The organism is Desulforamulus aeronauticus DSM 10349, from assembly GCF_900142375.1.
GTDB lineage: Bacteria > Bacillota > Desulfotomaculia > Desulfotomaculales > Desulfotomaculaceae > Desulfotomaculum > Desulfotomaculum aeronauticum.
In genome coordinates this window covers 21430-40838 of sequence record NZ_FRAR01000024.1, presented here as the reverse complement: position 1 = coordinate 40838, position 19409 = coordinate 21430, and the positions used below count along the sequence as shown (strand labels likewise).

20 protein-coding genes are annotated in these 19409 nt (G+C 47.1%); all 20 read right to left on the bottom strand.

The genetic code is table 11. The features are described 5' to 3' along the window. Positions 1-14: 14 nt before the first annotated feature. On the bottom strand, positions 15-476 hold the full coding sequence (gene ybeY, locus BUA78_RS15310; RefSeq protein ID WP_072916270.1) for an rRNA maturation RNase YbeY: 462 nt from the start codon (positions 474-476) through the stop codon (positions 15-17). Beyond that, positions 457-2616: an HD family phosphohydrolase gene (locus tag BUA78_RS15305; RefSeq protein ID WP_072916268.1), complete on the bottom strand. Its 2160-nt coding sequence runs from the start codon at positions 2614-2616 to the stop codon at positions 457-459. The genes ybeY and BUA78_RS15305 overlap by 20 nt, the downstream gene beginning before the upstream one ends. 144 nt (positions 2617-2760) lie before the next feature. Continuing rightward, positions 2761-3711, bottom strand: coding sequence for a PhoH family protein (locus BUA78_RS15300; RefSeq protein ID WP_420795519.1), 951 nt, complete (start codon positions 3709-3711; stop codon positions 2761-2763). 8 nt (positions 3712-3719) lie between these two features. After that, entirely contained in the window at positions 3720-4988 is a 1269-nt protein-coding gene (gene yqfD / locus BUA78_RS15295) for a sporulation protein YqfD (protein WP_072916263.1), read from the bottom strand. Beyond that, positions 4989-5288, bottom strand: a complete 300-nt coding sequence (gene yqfC / locus BUA78_RS15290) for a sporulation protein YqfC (protein ID WP_072916261.1) — start codon at positions 5286-5288, stop codon at positions 4989-4991. A 55-nt stretch (positions 5289-5343) separates the two neighbouring features. Beyond that, a complete protein-coding gene (locus tag BUA78_RS15285) occupies positions 5344-5784 on the bottom strand; it encodes a hypothetical protein (RefSeq protein WP_072916259.1) in 441 nt (146 codons plus the stop codon). Positions 5785-5801: 17 nt separating this feature from the next. After that, on the bottom strand, positions 5802-6800 hold the full coding sequence (gene floA, locus BUA78_RS15280; RefSeq protein ID WP_072916257.1) for a flotillin-like protein FloA: 999 nt from the start codon (positions 6798-6800) through the stop codon (positions 5802-5804). A gap of 126 nt (positions 6801-6926) precedes the next feature. Then, entirely contained in the window at positions 6927-7433 is a 507-nt protein-coding gene (locus BUA78_RS15275) for an NfeD family protein (RefSeq protein ID WP_084082458.1), read from the bottom strand. 133 nt (positions 7434-7566) lie between these two features. Further along, a complete protein-coding gene (gene rpsU, locus BUA78_RS15270; protein ID WP_013841189.1) occupies positions 7567-7746 on the bottom strand; it encodes a 30S ribosomal protein S21 in 180 nt (59 codons plus the stop codon). Positions 7747-7873: 127 nt separating this feature from the next. Beyond that, on the bottom strand, positions 7874-8215 hold the full coding sequence (locus tag BUA78_RS15265) for a histidine triad nucleotide-binding protein (protein ID WP_207650510.1): 342 nt from the start codon (positions 8213-8215) through the stop codon (positions 7874-7876). Positions 8216-8307: 92 nt separating this feature from the next. Next, positions 8308-9624 (bottom strand): tRNA (N(6)-L-threonylcarbamoyladenosine(37)-C(2))-methylthiotransferase MtaB, encoded by a 1317-nt coding sequence (gene mtaB / locus BUA78_RS15260; protein WP_072916253.1) that lies wholly within the window; start codon positions 9622-9624, stop codon positions 8308-8310. A gap of 12 nt (positions 9625-9636) precedes the next feature. After that, positions 9637-10377 (bottom strand): 16S rRNA (uracil(1498)-N(3))-methyltransferase, encoded by a 741-nt coding sequence (locus tag BUA78_RS15255; protein ID WP_072916251.1) that lies wholly within the window; start codon positions 10375-10377, stop codon positions 9637-9639. Positions 10378-10380: 3 nt separating this feature from the next. Further along, the gene (gene prmA / locus BUA78_RS15250; protein ID WP_274377403.1) at positions 10381-11310 is read right to left on the bottom strand and encodes a 50S ribosomal protein L11 methyltransferase; all 930 of its coding nucleotides are present in this window, start codon (positions 11308-11310) and stop codon (positions 10381-10383) included. Between the two features lie 35 nt (positions 11311-11345). Further along, a complete protein-coding gene (gene dnaJ / locus BUA78_RS15245) occupies positions 11346-12467 on the bottom strand; it encodes a molecular chaperone DnaJ (protein ID WP_072916250.1) in 1122 nt (373 codons plus the stop codon). A 205-nt stretch (positions 12468-12672) separates the two neighbouring features. Then, positions 12673-14514, bottom strand: coding sequence for a molecular chaperone DnaK (gene dnaK, locus BUA78_RS15240; protein WP_072916248.1), 1842 nt, complete (start codon positions 14512-14514; stop codon positions 12673-12675). A 124-nt stretch (positions 14515-14638) separates the two neighbouring features. Beyond that, on the bottom strand, positions 14639-15211 hold the full coding sequence (gene grpE / locus BUA78_RS15235; protein ID WP_072916245.1) for a nucleotide exchange factor GrpE: 573 nt from the start codon (positions 15209-15211) through the stop codon (positions 14639-14641). 4 nt (positions 15212-15215) lie between these two features. Beyond that, positions 15216-16781, bottom strand: a complete 1566-nt coding sequence (locus tag BUA78_RS15230) for a TCP-1/cpn60 chaperonin family protein (RefSeq protein WP_072916243.1) — start codon at positions 16779-16781, stop codon at positions 15216-15218. A gap of 20 nt (positions 16782-16801) precedes the next feature. Next, a complete protein-coding gene (gene hrcA / locus BUA78_RS15225; RefSeq protein WP_072916241.1) occupies positions 16802-17845 on the bottom strand; it encodes a heat-inducible transcriptional repressor HrcA in 1044 nt (347 codons plus the stop codon). A gap of 206 nt (positions 17846-18051) precedes the next feature. Then, positions 18052-19188: a radical SAM family heme chaperone HemW gene (gene hemW, locus BUA78_RS15220; RefSeq protein ID WP_072916239.1), complete on the bottom strand. Its 1137-nt coding sequence runs from the start codon at positions 19186-19188 to the stop codon at positions 18052-18054. Continuing rightward, positions 19179-19409 carry a hypothetical protein gene (locus tag BUA78_RS15215; protein WP_072916236.1) on the bottom strand — a complete coding sequence of 77 codons (231 nt, stop codon included), beginning with the start codon at positions 19407-19409 and terminating at the stop codon, positions 19179-19181. The genes hemW and BUA78_RS15215 overlap by 10 nt, the downstream gene beginning before the upstream one ends.

Below are 19409 nucleotides of genomic sequence, written 5' to 3'. Positions count from 1 at the left end.
CTAGGTTCTGTGTCTTACCTAGTAATCCCCAACCTACCTAGAATCCCCTCTTCCTTCTCCCGCATAACCTGCCGGTCTTCATCAGTCTGATGGTCATAGCCAAGGAGATGGAGGGAACCATGGGCAGTTAGATAGGCCACTTCCCGTTGGAAACTGTGAGCATATTCTTCAGCCTGACGGCGGGCGGTGGGCAGAGAAATTACGATATCCCCTAGCAGATCCTCTGCCTCTTCTTCCTCGGGCATTTCTTCTCCTTCATTTAAAGCAAAGGATAAAACATCCGTAGGTTTGTCCAAGCCCCGGTATTCCGCATTTAAACTTTGAATATAATCGTCATCCACGAAGATTAGACTAACCTCAGCTTCTGAAGAGTATCCTTCGGATTTTATGCTCTCTGTAACGACATCTTCTACTATTTTAATTAACTGCTCGTCCACTGTTATTTCTTCTTGTAGATTACTTACGAGAACCGCCATGCGGAGTTTTTCTCCTTTCCATCTCCTGTTTCATATCAGGATATTCAATTCGGTTATGGAAAATCCCTGACAGGACTCGGACAAAACTGCTAGCAATGGCATCCAAATCCTTTAGGGTTAAATTGCACTCATCAAGTTGGCCATCCATTAGTCGATCCTTAATAATTTTCCGGACCAATCCCTCCACCCTACCAGCTGTGGGATTTTGTAAGGAACGCACTGCTGCTTCGATATTGTCGGCCAGCATAACGATGGCCGCTTCTTTTGTTTGGGGCTTTGGGCCTTCATAACGAAAATCCTCTTCATTGACCGACTCGCTGCGGTCACCTTCCAACGCTTTATGATAGAAAAAGCTCACCAAACTCTTGCCATGATGCTGCTCAATAATATCGATAACAGGTTGCGGCAGTTTATTCTCTTTAGCCAGTTCTACGCCATCCTTAACGTGTGAAGTAAGAATTAGCGTACTCAGGGAAGGTGCTATTTTATCATGGGGATTATCTCCCCCTAATTGGTTTTCAATAAAGAAGTAGGGCCGCTTAATTTTACCAACGTCATGATAATAGGCCCCCACTCGCACCACCAGAGGTTCCGCTCCTACACTTTCCGCAGCCGCTTCTGCTAAGTTACCCACCAGAATGCTGTGGTGGTAAGTACCGGGGGCCTCTGTTAACAGCTTCTTCAATAACGGATTATTGGGATTAGAAAGCTCCAGAAGTCTAACGGTAGAAGTAATGCCGAAACTGGTTTCCAGATAAGGCAACGCTCCGTTGGTAAGAATGGAAGACAACAACCCATTTGCAATGCCTAAGCCCAGGGCAGAGGTAATAAGCAAATACCAGGGAGTACCCGCTATTAGCCCTACAATGGCGATAATAATAACGTTAGCCGCTCCCACATAAATACCGGCCCGTACTAGGTCCCCACGCTGACTGAGCTTGGAAACACTGTAGACACCGCTGACGCCGCCAACAAATCCTACCAACCCAAAATGAAACTGATTGCCGGACATTACTCCCAGTAGCAGGGCCAGGTTCATCACCACCAGCAGTGCCAACCGGGATTCCAATAGAATGGTAATTAACATGCCGGTTGCTGCCACTGGAGCTAAGAAACCAATTAAAGAGCCAAATTCGGGCCATTTACTGATATTGATTGCCATCACTGCTCGGGATACCACCAGGGTAATCAGCACAACAATAGCAATTAAATTAAGGTAACTGTCATTGCGATAGATGTCCTTATGGTGAATATAGGTATACAGCAGTACCACCGTCATTAACAGGGCTACCAACAACCCGGTCCCAAATAACGTGGTAAAGGTTTGCTGGGGCCTGGATAACCCTAATGCCTGGAGTTTGGCAATGTGTTCTTCGGTAACCACATCGCCTTGGGTAATAATACGTTCCCGATATTGAATATTCACTCGTACAGCGGGTACACCTTCAGCCGCTTCCTGCTGCAGCAAATGATATTTCTCATTATCAAAAAAAGCATTGGCACGTAGAAAATGTTTTACCAAACCCTGCCCAAGAATTCGATAGGGCTCGGCAAATTGTCTGTCTGCAATACGGGTAGCAGCCTTTTCTTTTACCTCTGCTAATTGCTCCGCACTAATACCTTCTCCCCGATCCAAAAACTCTGTAAGTACACCAACAACACCCGCCGCCAACTGGTCGGTATTGGTAGGATTACTCTGGGCCAGTTCTGTGAGAATTGATTCCGGCAGACTAAAAGGGATAATCGCTCTTAGTTTAGCTACCTTAGCTGCAGGTTCACTTTCGGTATCTGCCTGCACAGTTTTAATTTCCTTGAGTACCTCATTAACATCCTGGCGAACTACCGTAGATACATCTTGATTGATTTCGGGTACCCTCGGTACCTTTTCCATCGCCTTGCGCCGTTCTTCGGTGGTTTTAGTCTGATCGGTGTACGACACCGCCCGAGGTGCATAGATGGTGGAAGACGATATTTGTCCCAACTGCAAATTTACTTTTTCTGGTACAAACTCAAAGGAAACCAATAGGGTAATGAGGGCAAAAAACAACAACGCAGCTAGATAGCGACGAAAATTTTCATTTTTATATAGGTATTTAAAACCCTTTGCCAGGCCTCCGCCTACTTGTCGTATTGAAACCATTTTTTATCACTCCCCGGCCAACTTAGAAAAACTTGGCTTGTTTAGGCCTTCCAGGTATGCCGAGTCTTTAGACGTCGGCGGCAACCTAGTTTGCCCTTACGCATATCGGAAAGTTTGTACTTCTGATATGCCGAGAGGCCTATCCTACTGTTCAGCCTGTTGTTCGTAAGCACGGATAATTTCCATCACCAGGGGATGTCGTACAATATCTGCGCCAGTCATCCATTGGAAAGCAATGCCCTTAACCCCCTGCAAAACTCCCTTGGCATCCACCAAGCCGGAATTCTGGCCCTTAGGCAGGTCAATTTGGGTAATATCACCTGTAATGATAGCCTTAGAACCAAATCCCAGGCGAGTCAAAAACATTTTCATCTGCTCCGGGGTTGTGTTCTGGGCTTCATCTAAAATAATAAATGCATCTTCCAATGTTCTTCCCCGCATATAGGCTAAGGGGGCAATTTCGATGATATTTCTTTCCAAGTACTTTTGTGTGTGGTCTAACCCTAAAATATCATACAGGCTATCGTAAAGCGGTCTCAAGTAAGGATCAATTTTTTCCTGCAAGTCGCCGGGCAAAAAGCCCAATTTTTCCCCTGCCTCCACTGCCGGTCGAGTAAGAATTAGCCGATTAACCTCTTTTTTGCGCAAGGCATTAACAGCCATGGCCACCGCTAGATAGGTTTTACCACTACCAGCGGGACCAATGGCAAAGACAACATCATGGTTCTTAATATTTCGAATATAATCCTTTTGACCCAAAGTCTTGGGCTTAATTTGTTTCCCCCTAGCAGTAACCATGACCACATCCTTGGCCAGACTGCTTAAGGCTTGTTTAACTCCTGCCTTCACTGCTCGCAGCACATAATTAATTTCATGTCGACCAATATGGTTACCGGATTGATAGTATTCCAGCAGTTGAGAAAAAACTTCTTTGCCTTGCTCTACCTGTTCGACGGAACCCTGCAAAACCAGTTCTTCTCCTCTGGCCACCACACGTATGCCTAGACTTTGCTCAATTAAATTAATATGTTCATCTTGTTTACCTAAAATTTCCGCTGCGGCTTCATTGTCATCAATGATCACCTTTAGCTCCATTTTGTCGGTCAATCCCTAGCCTCCTCATGTGTCTTGAGCGGTTTGATTACACCAATATCCTCTATGGTTTCCACAAAAGCTTTTACTCTGACAAGGTCTTCGTGCTGCCCTGTGTCGACCACTTCCAAGCGGCGTTCCACTATTTTAGCATCCTTGGGCAACTTGGCACTGATCTCCGCCATTGCCTTCTGTTCTGCGATTTGTTTGGCACCTGTCAAACCATGGTTAAGACGAGATACAACCTTTTCAAGGTAGTGCACTGTTGTAACTTCGACGGGAATTCCAATATTCCTCCATTGGGGCAGGCTTTTAACGATCTTCTTAACTTCATAGTGTTGATACGGCGACTCTTTAGGTCCTGATATGATTATTTCCTTACCCCTAAATTTAATACAAAAGGATATTTTTTCTTGCCCTGTTCGTTTTTCTACAGTTTCTGCCAGACGACATTCCCCATAGCCTTCATACCAAACCCTGGCTCTGACAATCCCTTTGGCTTGGACAAAATGGCTGACGTATTGGGGTGCCGATGGTTCCTGACCTTCCGGCAACGGCTGGTTGCTTGCTTCCGGTTTAACTTCTTGTAAAATCTCACCACTAATTAAGATACTACCAGGCAGCACAGTTTCCCCTTCTTTTACTTTTGCTTGTCCGTTTAATACCAACACTTCTTTAATAAGTCCGGCCTTGCCGGCCACCAGATGGGCAGGCCCCTTATGCGGTTCTTCCTGCACCAATTTTCTTTCTGCGATCTCAATGATCACATGGGTACCCTTTATATAGACCCCTGCCCAGGCTACGGAGGGAAGTTGCTCTCGAATAATTTTTTCTATCTCTTTCGGCTCTAATTCCCATTTTGCAACGCCCGGTCGTAGGCCAGCCTGAGCAGCAATTTTCTTAATCTGCTCGTCGGATAGTTTATCGTTCCCTGTAACACCAATGAACCAGACAAAGGAGGATAGGAAATAAAGGGTTATTAAAAAGGCAATTCCCCCAATGGCCAGCAGCTTACGTTTTTTGAGCCGATTGATCATAAAGGGCATACCCCGACGTTCCCTTACCTTGAAGGAACTTTGGGTGGCCCTGGCAATATGCCGTAAAGGACGAACATCAGAAATACGTACCTTTACCCGAACCTTGTCATTTTCTAAGCGGGTAATGTCCCATAAATAAATGCCCCGGCTAGCTGCTAAGTTGACAAACTTCTCCAGAAATTCGCCCCTCACTACCAAAGAAACATGTCCTAATAAAAAGGAAAATAACCTTAACAGAACCATTTACCACACCTCCCCGGGTTCTAAAAAGCAGAGGGATTTAATGTGGCCTTCCACGCATATTTCATCCATTTTGATATTACGCAGCATTAAATCATGGCCTGTAATACCAACTTCTCCTTCGCCCACCTTAATACGAACTTTTTCAACAGTGTATTCCACAATTCCCCGATGGTTCTCAATAAATACTTGCAGATTGCCCACCAAGACAATTTTAGGCAAGTCCAACATAATGTCACGGGGTATCTCAAAAAAATCTGAAAACTGCTTTTTAAATTTTCTCTGCAGATCGCGTAAGGACATAAAAAATCCCCTCCTCGGGATATCTTTATGCACCCCGGGAAGGGAAAATTACTAATTAATGGAAGACACTATTTCTCCGTCGTTTGGCCATGGGCGGCCCTAAGATTTCTGACAGAATAATTCCCTGCTGCAGCATAGCCGGGTTTAGTTTTCCTATACCCGCTGGGCAGGTACTAGGGGCGGGGCTCTGCTCTGCCCGCTGTATTGCTTCTTCGCTTGCCGCCGGCATCTGTTTTTCTATCTTTTTAATCGGTGTAACAGTAGCAGGTACCGTTGCAGCAACCTTGTATTTTTTCGGCTGAGTACTTGTTTCTGCTGGCTCCACTTCTTCCTGAGGCAGGGGGGGACCCCATTTTCGTCTCAGGTCTGGTGGTAGCTGGTAAGTGGACGCTTCTTCTGCGGGAGACGTAGGCATCGGTTGTCTTCTGTCTTTGGTACGGTCACTAAAAACACGAAAGATAACCCAGAGGATAAACATGAAAATTAGACTATTCATGTAGCCTCACTCCCTCTTTAATCAATATGCTTCTCTTTTTCTTTCCCGCTGTTAGGATTGGAGATGGCTTCCCGCATTTTGGTATCGGCTAGCACGTTTTGCATATTGTAATAGTCCATCACACCCAGACGACCAGACCGAAAAGCTTCCGCCATAGCCCTGGGTACCTCTGCTTCCGCCTCTACAACCTTTGCTCTCATTTCCTGTACTCTGGCCTTCATTTCCTGTTCTTGAGCCACAGCCATAGCCCGGCGTTCTTCCGCCTTAGCCTGGGCAATATTTTTATCGGCTTCGGCCTGGTCTGTCTGTAATTGGGCACCGATGTTACGGCCAATGTCAACATCGGCAATATCGATCGATAAAATCTCAAAAGCAGTTCCAGCATCCAAGCCCTTGGATAATACGGTTTTAGAGATGCTGTCGGGATTTTCCAGCACCATTTTATGTGATTCCGCACTACCCACACTGGTAACAACACCTTCACCTACCCTGGCGATAACGGTTTCTTCCCCGGCACCCCCCACCAAACGGTCGATGTTAGCTCTTACAGTCACTCTGGCTACTGCCTTCAGCTCAATACCATCCTTGGCTACAGCACTGATAACAGGGGTTTCGATAACCTTGGGGTTAACGCTCATTTGGACGGCTTCCAGTACATTACGGCCTGCCAGGTCAATGGCCGCAGCTCGTTCAAAGATTAAAGGAATATTCGCCCGCTCGGCGGCGATAAGGGCATCCACCACCCTGTCTACGTTACCTCCTGCCAGGTAGTGGGCTTCCAATTGATCCACGGTAATATTTAACCCGGCCTTGTCAGCTTTAATCAGTGCATTGACAATGGTAGCTGGCGGTACACGGCGCAAACGCATACCTACCAAAGTAATAATACCGACCTTCACTCCCGCAGCTAAGGCTGAAATCCACAGCCCTACCGGGATGAAGCTAAACAAAACTACGATAAAGATGACTACCAGGAAGAGCAGTAGTAGGAAGGATAGACCTCCTAGACCTATCATGTGCATTACCTCCTTTTATTTGCCTTCAGCTATTCGCTGTCAGCTTTTTTACTTTAACCTAGTCTAGACAGTATTCTATAAGTCTAGACTGATCAACCGCAAAAAATGTAACGAATTAGAAACCAGTTACTCATTTTCCACCGCTTTGACCACCACCCGGGTACTTTCAACCCGGATGACTAACACGGTTGTTCCTGGGGAGATGAAGTCACCTTCGGTGACGACATCTACTTTATTCCCTGCTAAGAGTGCAGTACCGGCTGGGCGGAGGGGAGTGGCTGCTACCCCTCGGCAGCCCAGCAAACTTTCCAGGTCTTGTCGAGGTGCAACATAACCTTCTTCCCGATTTTGCCGGTTGACCAGAGTAACCTTTCGCCAAAAATTATACTTAGTGGCTAACCAAAAGCCCGCCACCAATACCACTAGGGTTACCAGCAGGGCTGTGGTAAGGGCCTGGGTGGCATGAAAAACATCCACCGATAAAAGCAACACACCCCAACCAACCAAAACGATCCCCACCACTCCAGCAAAGCCAAAGCCAGGCATAATAAATACTTCCAGTATCAAGGCGAATATTCCCAGGACAAAGGCGAGGGTAGCCAGCCAGCCAGCCATTTCTGCTAAAAACACCATTAACACCCCCTTAACTTACTCCTAAAAAATTATTTACCCTTCTTAAATCTTACAACAATTATAGCAAGAAAGTTGAGATATTAAAAAATGCCTGACACATATTTATATGTCAAGCATTTGTTTTGATCTTTACTTATTTAAAACTTTTGCGCTTACGTGCTGCTTCGGATTTTTTCTTTCTTTTTACACTGGGTTTTTCATAGTGTTCGTGTTTGCGTGCCTCAGCCAAAACGCCAGCCTTTTGGCAGGTCCGCTTAAAGCGCCGGAGGGCACTGTCCAGTGTCTCGTTCTTGCCTACTTTTACTTCCGCCACTCAATTTCCCTCCCTCCGCCAAACCATAAAACCTCGGATATTCACTTCAGATTTGTCTGAATATAATATCCCAAAAATTACAATACCACTTTATTATACCTTGATATTCAAAATCAGTCAACAGGTTTTAGCCCGGAGGCCATTGCATTTGCCTGCCACCTGTAAGATGAAAATGAATATGGTACACAGTTTGGCCTCCATCTTCTTTACAATTGGAAACCACCCGGTATCCCTTCCCCAAACTCAATTCCTTCGCCAACTTAGAGGCTGTAACCATAATATGCCCCATCAGCTCAGCATCTTCTGCGTTTATGTCCTCGAGGGTGGAAATGTGTTTTTTAGGAATAATTAATACATGAACCGGAGCCACAGGAGCAATATCTTTAAAGGCATATACCTTATCGTCTTCATATACCTTCTGGGCTGGGATCTCTCCGGCTATGATTTTACAAAAGAGGCAGTCTTGCACTGACAACACCTCCCCCCGGAAAGCTAAATATCTTATCATAGTCTTCCCTAAAAATGTATTCAACACACTAGGATTATTATCCTGCAATCGTGTTAAATAATTCTGCCTTTTAAATACTGTCCAATAATTTCATCGATATGTACCCTTACCAGTTGGCCTCGCAGTTTCTCATTGGCTGGAAAAACTACTTTTAAATAAGTATCAGTATGCCCTTCAAAAAGCCACTTATCCCCTTCGTGAGGTTGTTCTACCAACACTTCCAGTTCTTTGCCTATTTGTTGCTGGGCGAATTGCTGTGCTAATTTGCTCCCCAGCAGAGTGAGCCTTTTACTACGGTCATCTTTTGCCAGAGGGCTTACTTGTTCTGGCATCTCCGCAGCGGGGGTACCCTTACGAGGAGAGTATTTAAACACATGTAAGGAGGCAAAGCCTACCCGTTCCACTGTACGCAGGGTATTTTGGAAATGCTGCTCGGTTTCTCCAGGAAACCCTACAATGACATCGGTGGTAATTGCTACTCCTGGCACAGCTGCATAAATTCTGTTGACCAGTTCTACAAACTGTCCTGTATTATAGCGTCGCCGCATGCTGGCTAAAATGTCATCATCACCACTTTGCAGGGGAATGTGCAATTGACGACAGACGTTGGGGTTGCTGGCCACAGCCTGGATCAGGGCATCATTGATATCGTGAGGCTCAATGGAACCCAATCTTAATCTTATCAGGCCTTTTAGTTTTGCCAAACGCTCCACCAGCCAACCCAGGTCAATGTGTTGGTCGGCAAAATCCTGACCATAGGCACCGATATGAATACCCGTTAGCACAATTTCTTTAAAACCCTGTTCAATAAGTTGCTCTGCAGAGTCTATAACATTCTCCGGCAGTCGGCTTCTAACGGGCCCCCGGGCGTAAGGAATAATACAATAGGCGCAAAAACTATTGCAACCTTCTTGAATTTTCAGAAATGCTCTGGTTTTCCCTTGTTCCGTAGGCACCGGCAGTTCATCATAACAGTCGGTGGCCATAATGTTAGCCACGGCATTAACAACACCCTGGCCCTTCCCTTTGGCAAAGTCCTCCACCAGCCTGACAAGATTCGATTTGTCCTTGGTTCCCACCACCAGATCTACACCTGGAATTTCCAGCACTTCCCCCGGTGAGGTCTGGGCATAGCAACCAGTCACAGCGATGACCGCCTCTGGGTTTTGCCTGGCAGCCCGGCGAATCATTTGTCGTGATTTGCGATCTCCTAGATGAGTAACGGTACAAGTATTGATCACATAGACATCGGCTTGCTGTTCAAATTCCACCATCTCATAGCCAGCCTGGCGGAATAAATCACCGATGGCAGAAGATTCGTATTGGTTCACTTTGCAGCCAAGGGTATAGATTGCAGCGGTTTTTGACAAAAATAATCCCCCTTACCCCAGCTCTCCATAATGATACAACACCATGGTTAAAACCGCCGGACCAGCAGTTTCGGTACGTAAAATGCGCTCACCTAAGGTGACCAGATGGCAGCCACGCTCCCGTGCCGCCGTTACTTCCACTGCATCCAGGCCACCTTCCGGTCCTATAAACAGGTACAATTCAGTGGGCTTCTCCATTCTTTGCAAAAGAGGCCTCAGAGACTGAGATTTTTCTTCCTCCCAAGGCATGATAAGCAAAGCGTCGGCAGGAATATCCCTTAGGATATCTTCCCAACAGCGTAACTGCTGGACTTCCGGGACATGGGAACGACGACACTGTTTGGCGGCTTCCAAGGCCACCCTTTGCCAACGCTCCTGACGCTCCGTTACTTTTTTATCGTTAAGTTTGACAACCGACCGGGAAGCCGCCAGGGGGATGATGCGATGGACACCCAGCTCAGTGCACTTTTGAATAATGCTTTCCATTTTATCACCCTTGGGCAAGCCTTGCACCAAGGTGACCTTAAGAGCTGGCTCCCCAGCGCCCCTTTCAGAGCTCAACAGTCGGCAGAGTATCTCTTCTTTATTTATTTCACAAATCTCCGCCTGGTAAACTGTCCCCCTACCATCCAAGACAGTTAAGGGATCTCCCGGTGCCATCCTTAATACCTTGCTGATATGTTTGACATCCGAACCAGTAATAATGGCTCTGTCTGCTTGTATTTGCTGCGGCTGCACAAAAAATCGGGCCAAGGCTTATCCCTCCAGAACACTTAGGTAAGATACCCATTCGCCGTCTTCTTTCTTCTCGACAATGCGGAAACCGGTTTGCTCCAGCTTTTCCTTTACTTCCTCCGCCCGGAAGCGAATAATTCCAGAGGCAATCAAATATCCACCTGGTTTAAGAATTCTTAGTACATCGGGAGCCAAGACAATGATCACACTGGCAATGATATTGGCAATGACTATATCCACCGTTTCGGTTGCCCTATCCAGCAGGTTCCCCTCCAAGACAGTCACCCGATCTGCCACTTGATTCAGCTGCACATTTTCCTTTGCCACCTTGACGGCAACCGAATCTAAATCCACAGCCAAAACCCTGTCTGCCCCCAATTTAGCAGAGGTAATAGCCAAAATCCCGGTGCCGGTCCCAACATCGGCCACTAGCTCGCCACCCTTAATAATGCCTTCCAAAAACTCCATACACATGGTCGTAGTGGGGTGATTGCCACAGCCAAAGGCCATGCCGGGATCCAATTCCAGAACAATGCGATTATCCCGAGGGGTATATTCTTCCCAACTGGGTTTTACTGCTAACCGGCTGCCAATTTCCACCGGTTTATAGTAGGCCATCCAGGCGGTGGCCCAATCTTCCTCAACCACTGGATTGGTTTCGAAGGAAGGGATGGACTCCAAGGGTAACCCCGAAAGCCGCTCCTGCAGTCTAACGAGTTTGTCCTCCAACTCTGGTCCTTCTGGCAGGTAGGCTTTCACGATAGGTAGCGTACGGTTAAGAACTTCCGGTGGAAATTCATAATGATCCCAAATATCGGCTTCTATGCCTCGGGAAATTAAAGCGGGGTCTTCGATAACTACCCCGCCGGCACCTAATTCATCAAAAATATAACTAACCATCTCAATTCCCTCATGAGGAACCTGGACGGAGATTTCAAGCCAAATGGTCAAGGGGAGTGCCTCCTTGTTCGGGTTATACCCCTAAGCTATTTAAACGCTTCTTTCACTTTCTCAAAAATATTTTTTTCCTGTGCCTTGGGGGCCTTGTCGCCGCTCTGCTTAGCAAATTCCTTTAGCAGTTCCTTTTGTTTATCATTGAGTTTGGTTGGCGTGATTACCTTTACCCGAACATGCTGATCACCCCGACCGTTACCGTTAAGATAGGGAATGCCTTTATCTTTAATGCGGAAAATGGTACCCGTCTGGGTGCCTTCGGGCACTTTCAAATCGGCAGAACCGTCTAGGGTAGGTACTTCGATCACATCACCCAGGGCTGCCTGAGCAAAGGAAAGATCGATATCACAAACGACTTCATTGCCTTCCCGGCGGAAGAACTTATGAGGGCGAACCAAAATGTAAACATAGAGGTCACCGTGCGGGCCACCCCGTAAGCCAGCCTCACCTTCACCACTGAGACGTAGGCGAGAGCCTTCATCCACACCGGCAGGAATCTTGACATGAATGGTCTTGGTTTTCCTAATTTGCCCTGCGCCACGGCAGGTAGGGCAAGGTTTTTCTATGATCTTACCAGAACCGTGGCACTTGTCGCAGGTACGGCTCTGCACAATGCGTCCAAAGGGTGTATTGGCAGCATATTGTACCTGACCAGACCCCTGACAAACACCACAGGTTTGAGGCTTACTGCCCGGGGCCGAACCACTGCCGTCACAGGTATCGCAGGTTTCGGTGCGTGGCACCTGAATATCCCGTTCCACCCCAAAGGCCGCTTCCTTAAAGGAAATTTCCATATTAAATCGTAGATCGTTCCCCTTCTGAGGACCATTGCGCTGCCGTCCCATACCGCCAAAGAACATATCAAAGATATCGCCTAGGCCGCTATCGCCAAAACCACCGAACCCACCAGCCCCAAAGCCCTGGCCGTCGGTTGCAGCGTGACCATACTGGTCGTAGGCCGCCCGTTTGTCTCCATCACTGAGCACCGCATAGGCTTCTGCTATTTCTTTGAACTTGGCTTCTGCTTCTTCCTTAGGGCCCTCATAGACGTCCGGATGATACTGCCGAGCCTGTTTTCGATAGGCTTTTTTTATTTCTTCCGTCGAGGCACCTTTGGCAACACCCAACACCTCATAATAGTCACGCTTAGCCATGTTACACCACCTAATATTCATAAAAAGATAGCCATCGGCCCTCAGCCCTCAGCTTGGTTGGTTTAAATAATTGCCAGTTGATTGCTACCAGGGAAAACCAAAAAGCTGATGGCTGATGGCTGACGGCAAAAAGGGAGCGTCGCAAAAAGTAGTTTTGCGACAGCCCCATTGCCAGAAATACTACATTAGTATATGAAAATTTTTCTTATTTGTCTTCCTTCTTCTCATCTTTCACTTCGTAATCGGCATCTACTACGTTGTCGTCCTGTTTCGCATTGCCGCCACAGCTACCATCGGCACAACCACCTTGAGCTTCTTGCTGCTGGTACATAGCGGAAGTTAGTTCATGAAGAAGTTTCGTCATTTCTTCTAACTTGTTTTTAATCTGGTCGGTGTCATCGCTGTTCATGGCTGCACGAAGTTCCTCGGTAGCTTTTTGAACAGCCTCCACCTGGGTTTTGTCAGCCTTGTCGCCCAGGTCTTTAATGGTCTTCTCCGTTTGGTAAATCATGCTGTCTGCCTGATTTCTAACTTCTACGGCTTCTTTCCGCTTCTTATCTTCTTCGGCATATTTCTCAGCATCGTCGACCATTCTGTTAATCTCATCATCGTTTAAAGCACCAGTACCGGTAATAGAAATGCTCTGAGCCTGCCCGGTACCCATATCCTTAGCAGAAACGGAAACAATACCGTTAGCATCAATATCAAATTTCACTTCAATTTGCGGCACACCACGGGGAGCTGGGGGAATACCACTTAATTGGAAACGGCCTAAGGTTTTGTTGTCTGCAGCCATTTGACGTTCCCCTTGCAGCACGTGAATTTCTACTGAAGGTTGATTATCAGCCGCGGTGGAAAAAATCTGACTCTTGGAAGTAGGAATGGTCGTATTGCGCTCAATCAGTTTGGTAAATACTCCACCCAGAGTTTCAATACCTAAAGACAGAGGAGTTACGTCCAGCAGTAGAACATCCTTTACTTCCCCAGCTAATACCCCTGCCTGGATGGCAGCACCCAGGGCTACGCACTCATCGGGGTTAATCCCTTTGTGAGGTTCGGTACCGAGGAACTTGCGAATGGCCTCTTGTACCGCTGGGATGCGGGTTGATCCACCCACCAACAGAACTTTATTAATTTCTTTGACATCCAACCCGGAATCTTTCAGCGCTTGACGGGTGGGGCCCATGGTTTTTTCCACTAAATCAGCAGTTAGTTCATCGAATTTAGCTCGGCTCAAATTAATATCTAAGTGCAAGGGACCATCTGGACCAACCGAAATAAAGGGCAGGTTAATATTGGTATTAACCACTCCCGACAATTCAATCTTGGCTTTCTCTGCAGCTTCCTTCAGCCGCTGCACAGCCATTTTGTCCTTCAGCAGATCAACGCCGCTTTCTTTTTTAAACTCACTGGCCAGGAAATCAATCACCCGTTGATCGAAATCATCACCGCCCAGACGGTTGTTACCGCTGGTAGCCTTTACCTCAAAAACACCGTCACCCAATTCTAGAATGGATACGTCAAAGGTACCGCCGCCCAGGTCGAAGACCAGAATGGTTTGATCCCCCTCTTTATCTAGACCGTAGGCTAGAGCCGCAGCAGTGGGTTCGTTAATGATGCGCAGTACTTCCAGACCGGCAATTTTCCCGGCATCTTTGGTAGCCTGACGCTGGGCATCACCAAAATAAGCTGGTACAGTAATAACTGCCTGGGTTACGGTCTCACCCAGATAAGCCTCGGCATCAGCCTTTAATTTGCCTAAGGTCATAGCTGAAATTTCTTGGGGGGTGTAGTCTTTACCGTCAATGGTTACTTTGTGGTTGGTCCCCATGTAGCGCTTGATCGAGGAAATAGTACGATCTGGGTTGCTAACGGCCTGGCGTTTCGCCACTTGGCCCACCAAACGCTCTCCTGTTTTGGAAAAACCAACTATCGAAGGTGTGGTTCTGGCACCCTCAGCGTTTGGAATAACAACTGCTTCGCCACCTTCCATCACAGCTACGCAGGAGTTGGTTGTCCCTAAGTCAATACCAATTACTTTAGCCATTTATCTTTGCCTCCTAATGAAAAGATTTACGTTGGTTTGGAATTCTTAAAAGTTAGTCACCGGCCTTTAGCCTTTTGGCTTTGGTTGGTAACAACATTGTTAAAGGTAAAACAGCTAACGGCTATTACTTCGCCACTTTTACCATCGAATGCCGAATCACTTTCCCCTTTAAGTAGTACCCTGTCAGTAGTTCCTCTACGACGGTGTTCTCTGGTTGATCGCTGTCTTCTACTTGCATTACAGCATCATGCAGGTTGGGGTCGAAGGGCTCTTCCAGTGCAGGTATGGGAGCTAGACCTTCGTTGCTTAAAACATCATTGAGCTGGCGTTGGATCATTTCTACACCATTGATAAATTTCTCTCCACCATCCCCGGCGGAGTTAAGGGCTCTGGCAAAGTTATCCATCACAGGCAATAAATTTTTAATAAGTTGCTCTGAACCATACTTGAGTAGTTCTTCCCGTTCCTGACGGGTACGCCGGCGCAGGTTCTCGTAATCTGCCTGCAACCTCAGTGCCCAGTTATAGTTATTTTCAGCTTCTGCCATCTTCTCCAACAGCATTTTCTTTAATTCGTTTGGGTCATCGGGCAAATTCTGGTTATTGGTTGCTGTTGCACCGGTCTCGTTGTTTTGCTCCTCAACTGGTTGTTCTTCCAAAATTGTTTCTTGACCCTGTTGCTTATTTTCTTCGGTCACTTGATCACCTCTCTAATGAGTTTGTTGTAGGTTGTTGGTAGTCTCTCATTTTTATAATGGTGTCAATGCGTAATATGGCCTCGGCAATTTCACCGGCGGCTTTTAGTGCATGGATCTTTACCAGGGCTGGGTCCAAAACACCCAGTTCAAACATATCTGCAATCTCGCCGCTGTCACAATCCACAGCCAACGAGTTTTTATTTTGTTCTACCTGACTGGCCAGTACATCACCAATTTTTTCCAGGTGGTTAAAGCCTGCATTGGAGACAATTTGAGACATCGGCCGTCTAAGTGTCTCCGCCACACAGCTAACCCCATAGGCAGCCATACCACGAGTATTCTCTCTAACCTTCTCCACTTCCCGGGACACAGCCAACTCTAGGGAACCTCCCCCCGGTACTACGCCACCTTTGACGGCGGCCTGCACAGAACTCGCTGCATCCTTGGCAATACGTTCGCGTTCCCCTACCACTTCCTCGGTGGCGGCTCCCACCAACACGGTGGCCATAGGCTTGCCACGGCCATCTAATATCCAGAGCTGCTCCAGTTTTTCATTGCCCACTACGTTTTTCGCAAAACCTAAGTATTTTTCTAATTCAGCCGCTTCTTTCTTAAGGCTGGTGCGTTTCACAACACGGGCCCCGGTATGTTCAGCAGCACGCCGCAGTTCTTTATTAAGTACCCGCTGTACGACCATAATTCCAGCATCGGTTAACATCTCTTCAGCCGTATCAGCCACTCCCCGGTCCACTAATACCAAGCCCGTGCCGATATCAATTATTTTTTGGATATTCGCTTTAAATTCAGCCTGTAGCTCCAGGTAACGGGCAAAACCAGTTTCGGTCCCCAGTGCTCCGTCTTCAATTTGCTCCGGTTCCAGTGCGTCATCAATAATCAGAACCTTAGCATCTGCCAACTGCTGTGGCATTTGCTTATTCAGGGTTTCTTTGTTGACGATAACCCCCATGAATACCTGATTGTTGGCCCCTTCTTCCGACATCACGGTATCGGATAACTTAAAGTTGGCATCTAAAAGCTTATCTTTGCCAATTAGTCGGGCCGCTTCCACCACCAGATCGGCAATATCCTGGTGTTCCCGGCCAGCTACTAAAGCCACTTGGTTTAGCCAGGGATGTTGCAAATCTTCTAGCGGTGTGGCTTGCTCCTGCATCACTTCCAGCGCTCGCCGCACGCCTGCCCGAACTCCTTCAATAACCCGAGCCACCGGTACTCCTTTCGCCACCTGCTCCACCCCGGTACTTACTAAAGCACCCGCCATAACGGTGGCAGTGGTAGTGCCGTCGCCAATCTCCTCCTGCTGAGATTTGGCAATATTGATAACCATACGGGCCGCAGGGTGGTTCGCTTCCATCATGGTCAGGATGGTTACACCATCATTGGTAATAACCACCTCACCAAATTTATCTACCAGCATGGTATCCAGTCCCTTGGGTCCCAGGGTTCCCTCCACTGCCGAGGCAATCGCCCGCACAGCGTTGGCGTTGGTCATCAAGGCTGCCAGTTTTTCATTAACTTCGGCCCCCTGACTGGCCTGTTGTTTGAGACTCACTACAATGGTTCCCCCTTATATTATCCGTTACCCTTGAGAATACGTTCCAGGGTTCGGGAAAGATTGCGAGACATACTATCTACCACCGTTACCACCTTGGCATAATCCATCCGCGTAGGGCCTAGTACCCCAATGGTGCCAAGGATTCTGTCTCCTATCTGGTAGGTGGCAGTAATCATGCTGCAATCCTGAATCTCTTGTTGGCTATTCTCACTGCCAATCTTAATAGTAACACCTAGACCTTGATTCGGTTGCTTTAAAATATCCTTTACTTTATCTTCTTGCTCCAACAGTGAGAGAAGCACTTTCACCTTATCTACGTTATGAAACTCCGGTTGGTTCAGGATATTAAATACTCCCTCGAGGTAGATCTTATCCTCCTTTACCGAAGGAATCTTATCCTTCATTAACTCAATAGCCAAATCTAGTATATTCCTGTGTTTAGCCAGTTCAAAATAGATTTCCTTAATCAAGGTAAGTCGAATGCTACCCATTGTTCTACCCTGAAGTTTGGCATTGAGTACGCTAGAAATCTGGTCTAGATCCTGCTGGGTAATGTTCTCTGGTATTGAAATAATTTGATGATTTACTGCACCAGTATCCATTACTACAATGATCATGGCCTGACCAGATGCCATTAGCACCAGTTGAATGTGCTTAACCGTACTGATACCCATCCGTGGCGTCTGCACCAAAGCGGTATAATTAGTAAGATTGGCCAACAGTCTGCCGGTACGGTTAAGGACTTCCCCCACTTCCCGCACTTTATCTTCGTAGCCGTTGCGGATAGCCCCCTCTTCTTCCTCCGTAAGCTGCTCCCGCTGCATCAGGCAATCTACATAATAGCGATAGCCTAGGTTTGAGGGAATGCGCCCGGCTGATGTATGGGGCTGTTCAATGAATCCCATATCTTCCAGATCCGCCATTTCATTACGAATAGTAGCCGCACTGACCCCTAGTTTGTAGCGGCGTGATATAGTACGCGAACCAACCGGTTCAGCAGTATCAATATAATCTTTGATGATGGCCAACAGAATCTGTTGTTTACGTTCATCCATTTTCACGTCGGCACACCTCCTGCCTGCACCCCCTGGAAGGGTGTTAGCACTCACTCGTATTGAGTGCTAATTATACATAGAATTTAACAAATGGGCAAAAAAAAGTCAAGGGTATTGGTGTGTCAGCCCAAGGCTGTTTCATAAATTTCTGATGATGCCAGGATACACCATACCCCACGACATGATCATTCTCTGAAAGTGCTATCAAGGGCTTAGACAAATTCAGCAAACACTTGGTTGGCTAAAGGTAATGCTTTCTCTGTTAATTTAAGATGCCCAAAGGATTGTTCTAGTAAACCTTTGGCGGTTAAACTGCTGACTTGTTTGCCAAAAATCTCTTGCAGAGATTTGCCAAATCTTTGTTGAAAGGACTCTACGTTTACACCCTCGAGCATTCTCAGGCCTAGGAAGACAGTTTCTTCCATTTGCTCCTTTATGGTAAGGGTTGTTTTTTCAGCCACTGGCCTTTGCCCTTGTTTTACCAAGGAAGCATACTCCTCTATGCCCTCCACATTGCCCCAGCGGCTTTGGTTAAGATAGGAATGGGCGGCCGGCCCTAGTCCCAAATAGGCTTGGTTTTGCCAGTAAAGCAGGTTATGACGGCATTGGTAACCCGCTTGGGCGAAGTTAGATATTTCGTAGTGTTGATAGCCATTTTCACCCAAGAGTTGGCGGGCCATCTGATACATGGCCAGTTCCTCTTCTTCCGGGCAGGGTTTTAGTTGCCCCTGTTCCACCGCTTTGGTCAGCGGAGTATTTTCTTCTAGCTGTAATCCATAGCATGAAATATGTTCCGGCTGTAAAGCCATGATCTCATGTAAAGACTGCCGCCACTGGGCGGCAGTCTGCGTAGGTAAACCAAAAATCAGATCCAGGTTGATATTCTCAAAACCTGCTATGCGGGCTTCTGTCACTGCTTGCCGGGCTTCTGAAAAGGTATGAATTCGCCCGATTAAACGAAGTAGTTCTCGGTGAGTGGATTGAACTCCCAGGCTGAGTCTGTTAAATCCCACGGCCCTCAGCTCTTTGAGGGCCGGTAGGTTCACTGTACCGGGATTAGCCTCGGTGGTAATTTCCGCGCCCTGTTCAATAGAGAAAACTTTCCCTACCTGCTCCAAAATCCCGGCCAAATATTCCGGCCTCAGGCAAGTGGGTGTACCACCGCCCACAAAAATAGTTTTGATAGATTTATGCCTTGCATCTAGCCGGTCTCCATAAAGAACCATTTCCGCTGTCAGACTCTGCAAATAAAGCTGTACCTGCTCCTCCTGCCGGGGATAAGAGGTAAAATCGCAGTATAGACACTTGCGGAGGCAAAAGGGTACATGAATATAGAGTCCTACGGACATGGTGGTAGCACCAGCTTATCCTTAATTTCCTTAACTAACAATTCTTCATGGCCGGGTTCCGCTAACCAGCCTTTAACCACCGGCCACACTTCTGGACAGCTTCCTTGGGCGCCAGTCAGACTGCGAACAGTAGAATCTACCGCTTTACGCTGATCCTTGGTTAATTTATTGATACCGGCCTTTTTTATCACTGAGGTTAGATTTTTCAAATAACAAGTCAT

Coding starts and splice junctions, on each gene's coding strand:
- BUA78_RS15300 (WP_420795519.1), bottom strand. CDS start 3,711: ATGGAGCTAAAGGTGATCATTGATGACAATGAAGCCGCAGCGGAAATT.
- yqfD (WP_072916263.1), bottom strand. CDS start 4,988: ATGGTTCTGTTAAGGTTATTTTCCTTTTTATTAGGACATGTTTCTTTG.
- floA (WP_072916257.1), bottom strand. CDS start 6,800: ATGATAGGTCTAGGAGGTCTATCCTTCCTACTACTGCTCTTCCTGGTA.
- dnaJ (WP_072916250.1), bottom strand. CDS start 12,467: ATGGCTAAGCGTGACTATTATGAGGTGTTGGGTGTTGCCAAAGGTGCC.
- dnaK (WP_072916248.1), bottom strand. CDS start 14,514: ATGGCTAAAGTAATTGGTATTGACTTAGGGACAACCAACTCCTGCGTA.
- BUA78_RS15305 (WP_072916268.1), bottom strand. CDS start 2,616: ATGGTTTCAATACGACAAGTAGGCGGAGGCCTGGCAAAGGGTTTTAAA.
- ybeY (WP_072916270.1), bottom strand. CDS start 476: ATGGCGGTTCTCGTAAGTAATCTACAAGAAGAAATAACAGTGGACGAG.
- yqfC (WP_072916261.1), bottom strand. CDS start 5,288: ATGTCCTTACGCGATCTGCAGAGAAAATTTAAAAAGCAGTTTTCAGAT.
- hemW (WP_072916239.1), bottom strand. CDS start 19,188: ATGTCCGTAGGACTCTATATTCATGTACCCTTTTGCCTCCGCAAGTGT.
- BUA78_RS15285 (WP_072916259.1), bottom strand. CDS start 5,784: ATGAATAGTCTAATTTTCATGTTTATCCTCTGGGTTATCTTTCGTGTT.
- BUA78_RS15215 (WP_072916236.1), bottom strand. CDS start 19,409: ATGACTTGTTATTTGAAAAATCTAACCTCAGTGATAAAAAAGGCCGGT.
- BUA78_RS15275 (WP_084082458.1), bottom strand. CDS start 7,433: ATGGTGTTTTTAGCAGAAATGGCTGGCTGGCTGGCTACCCTCGCCTTT.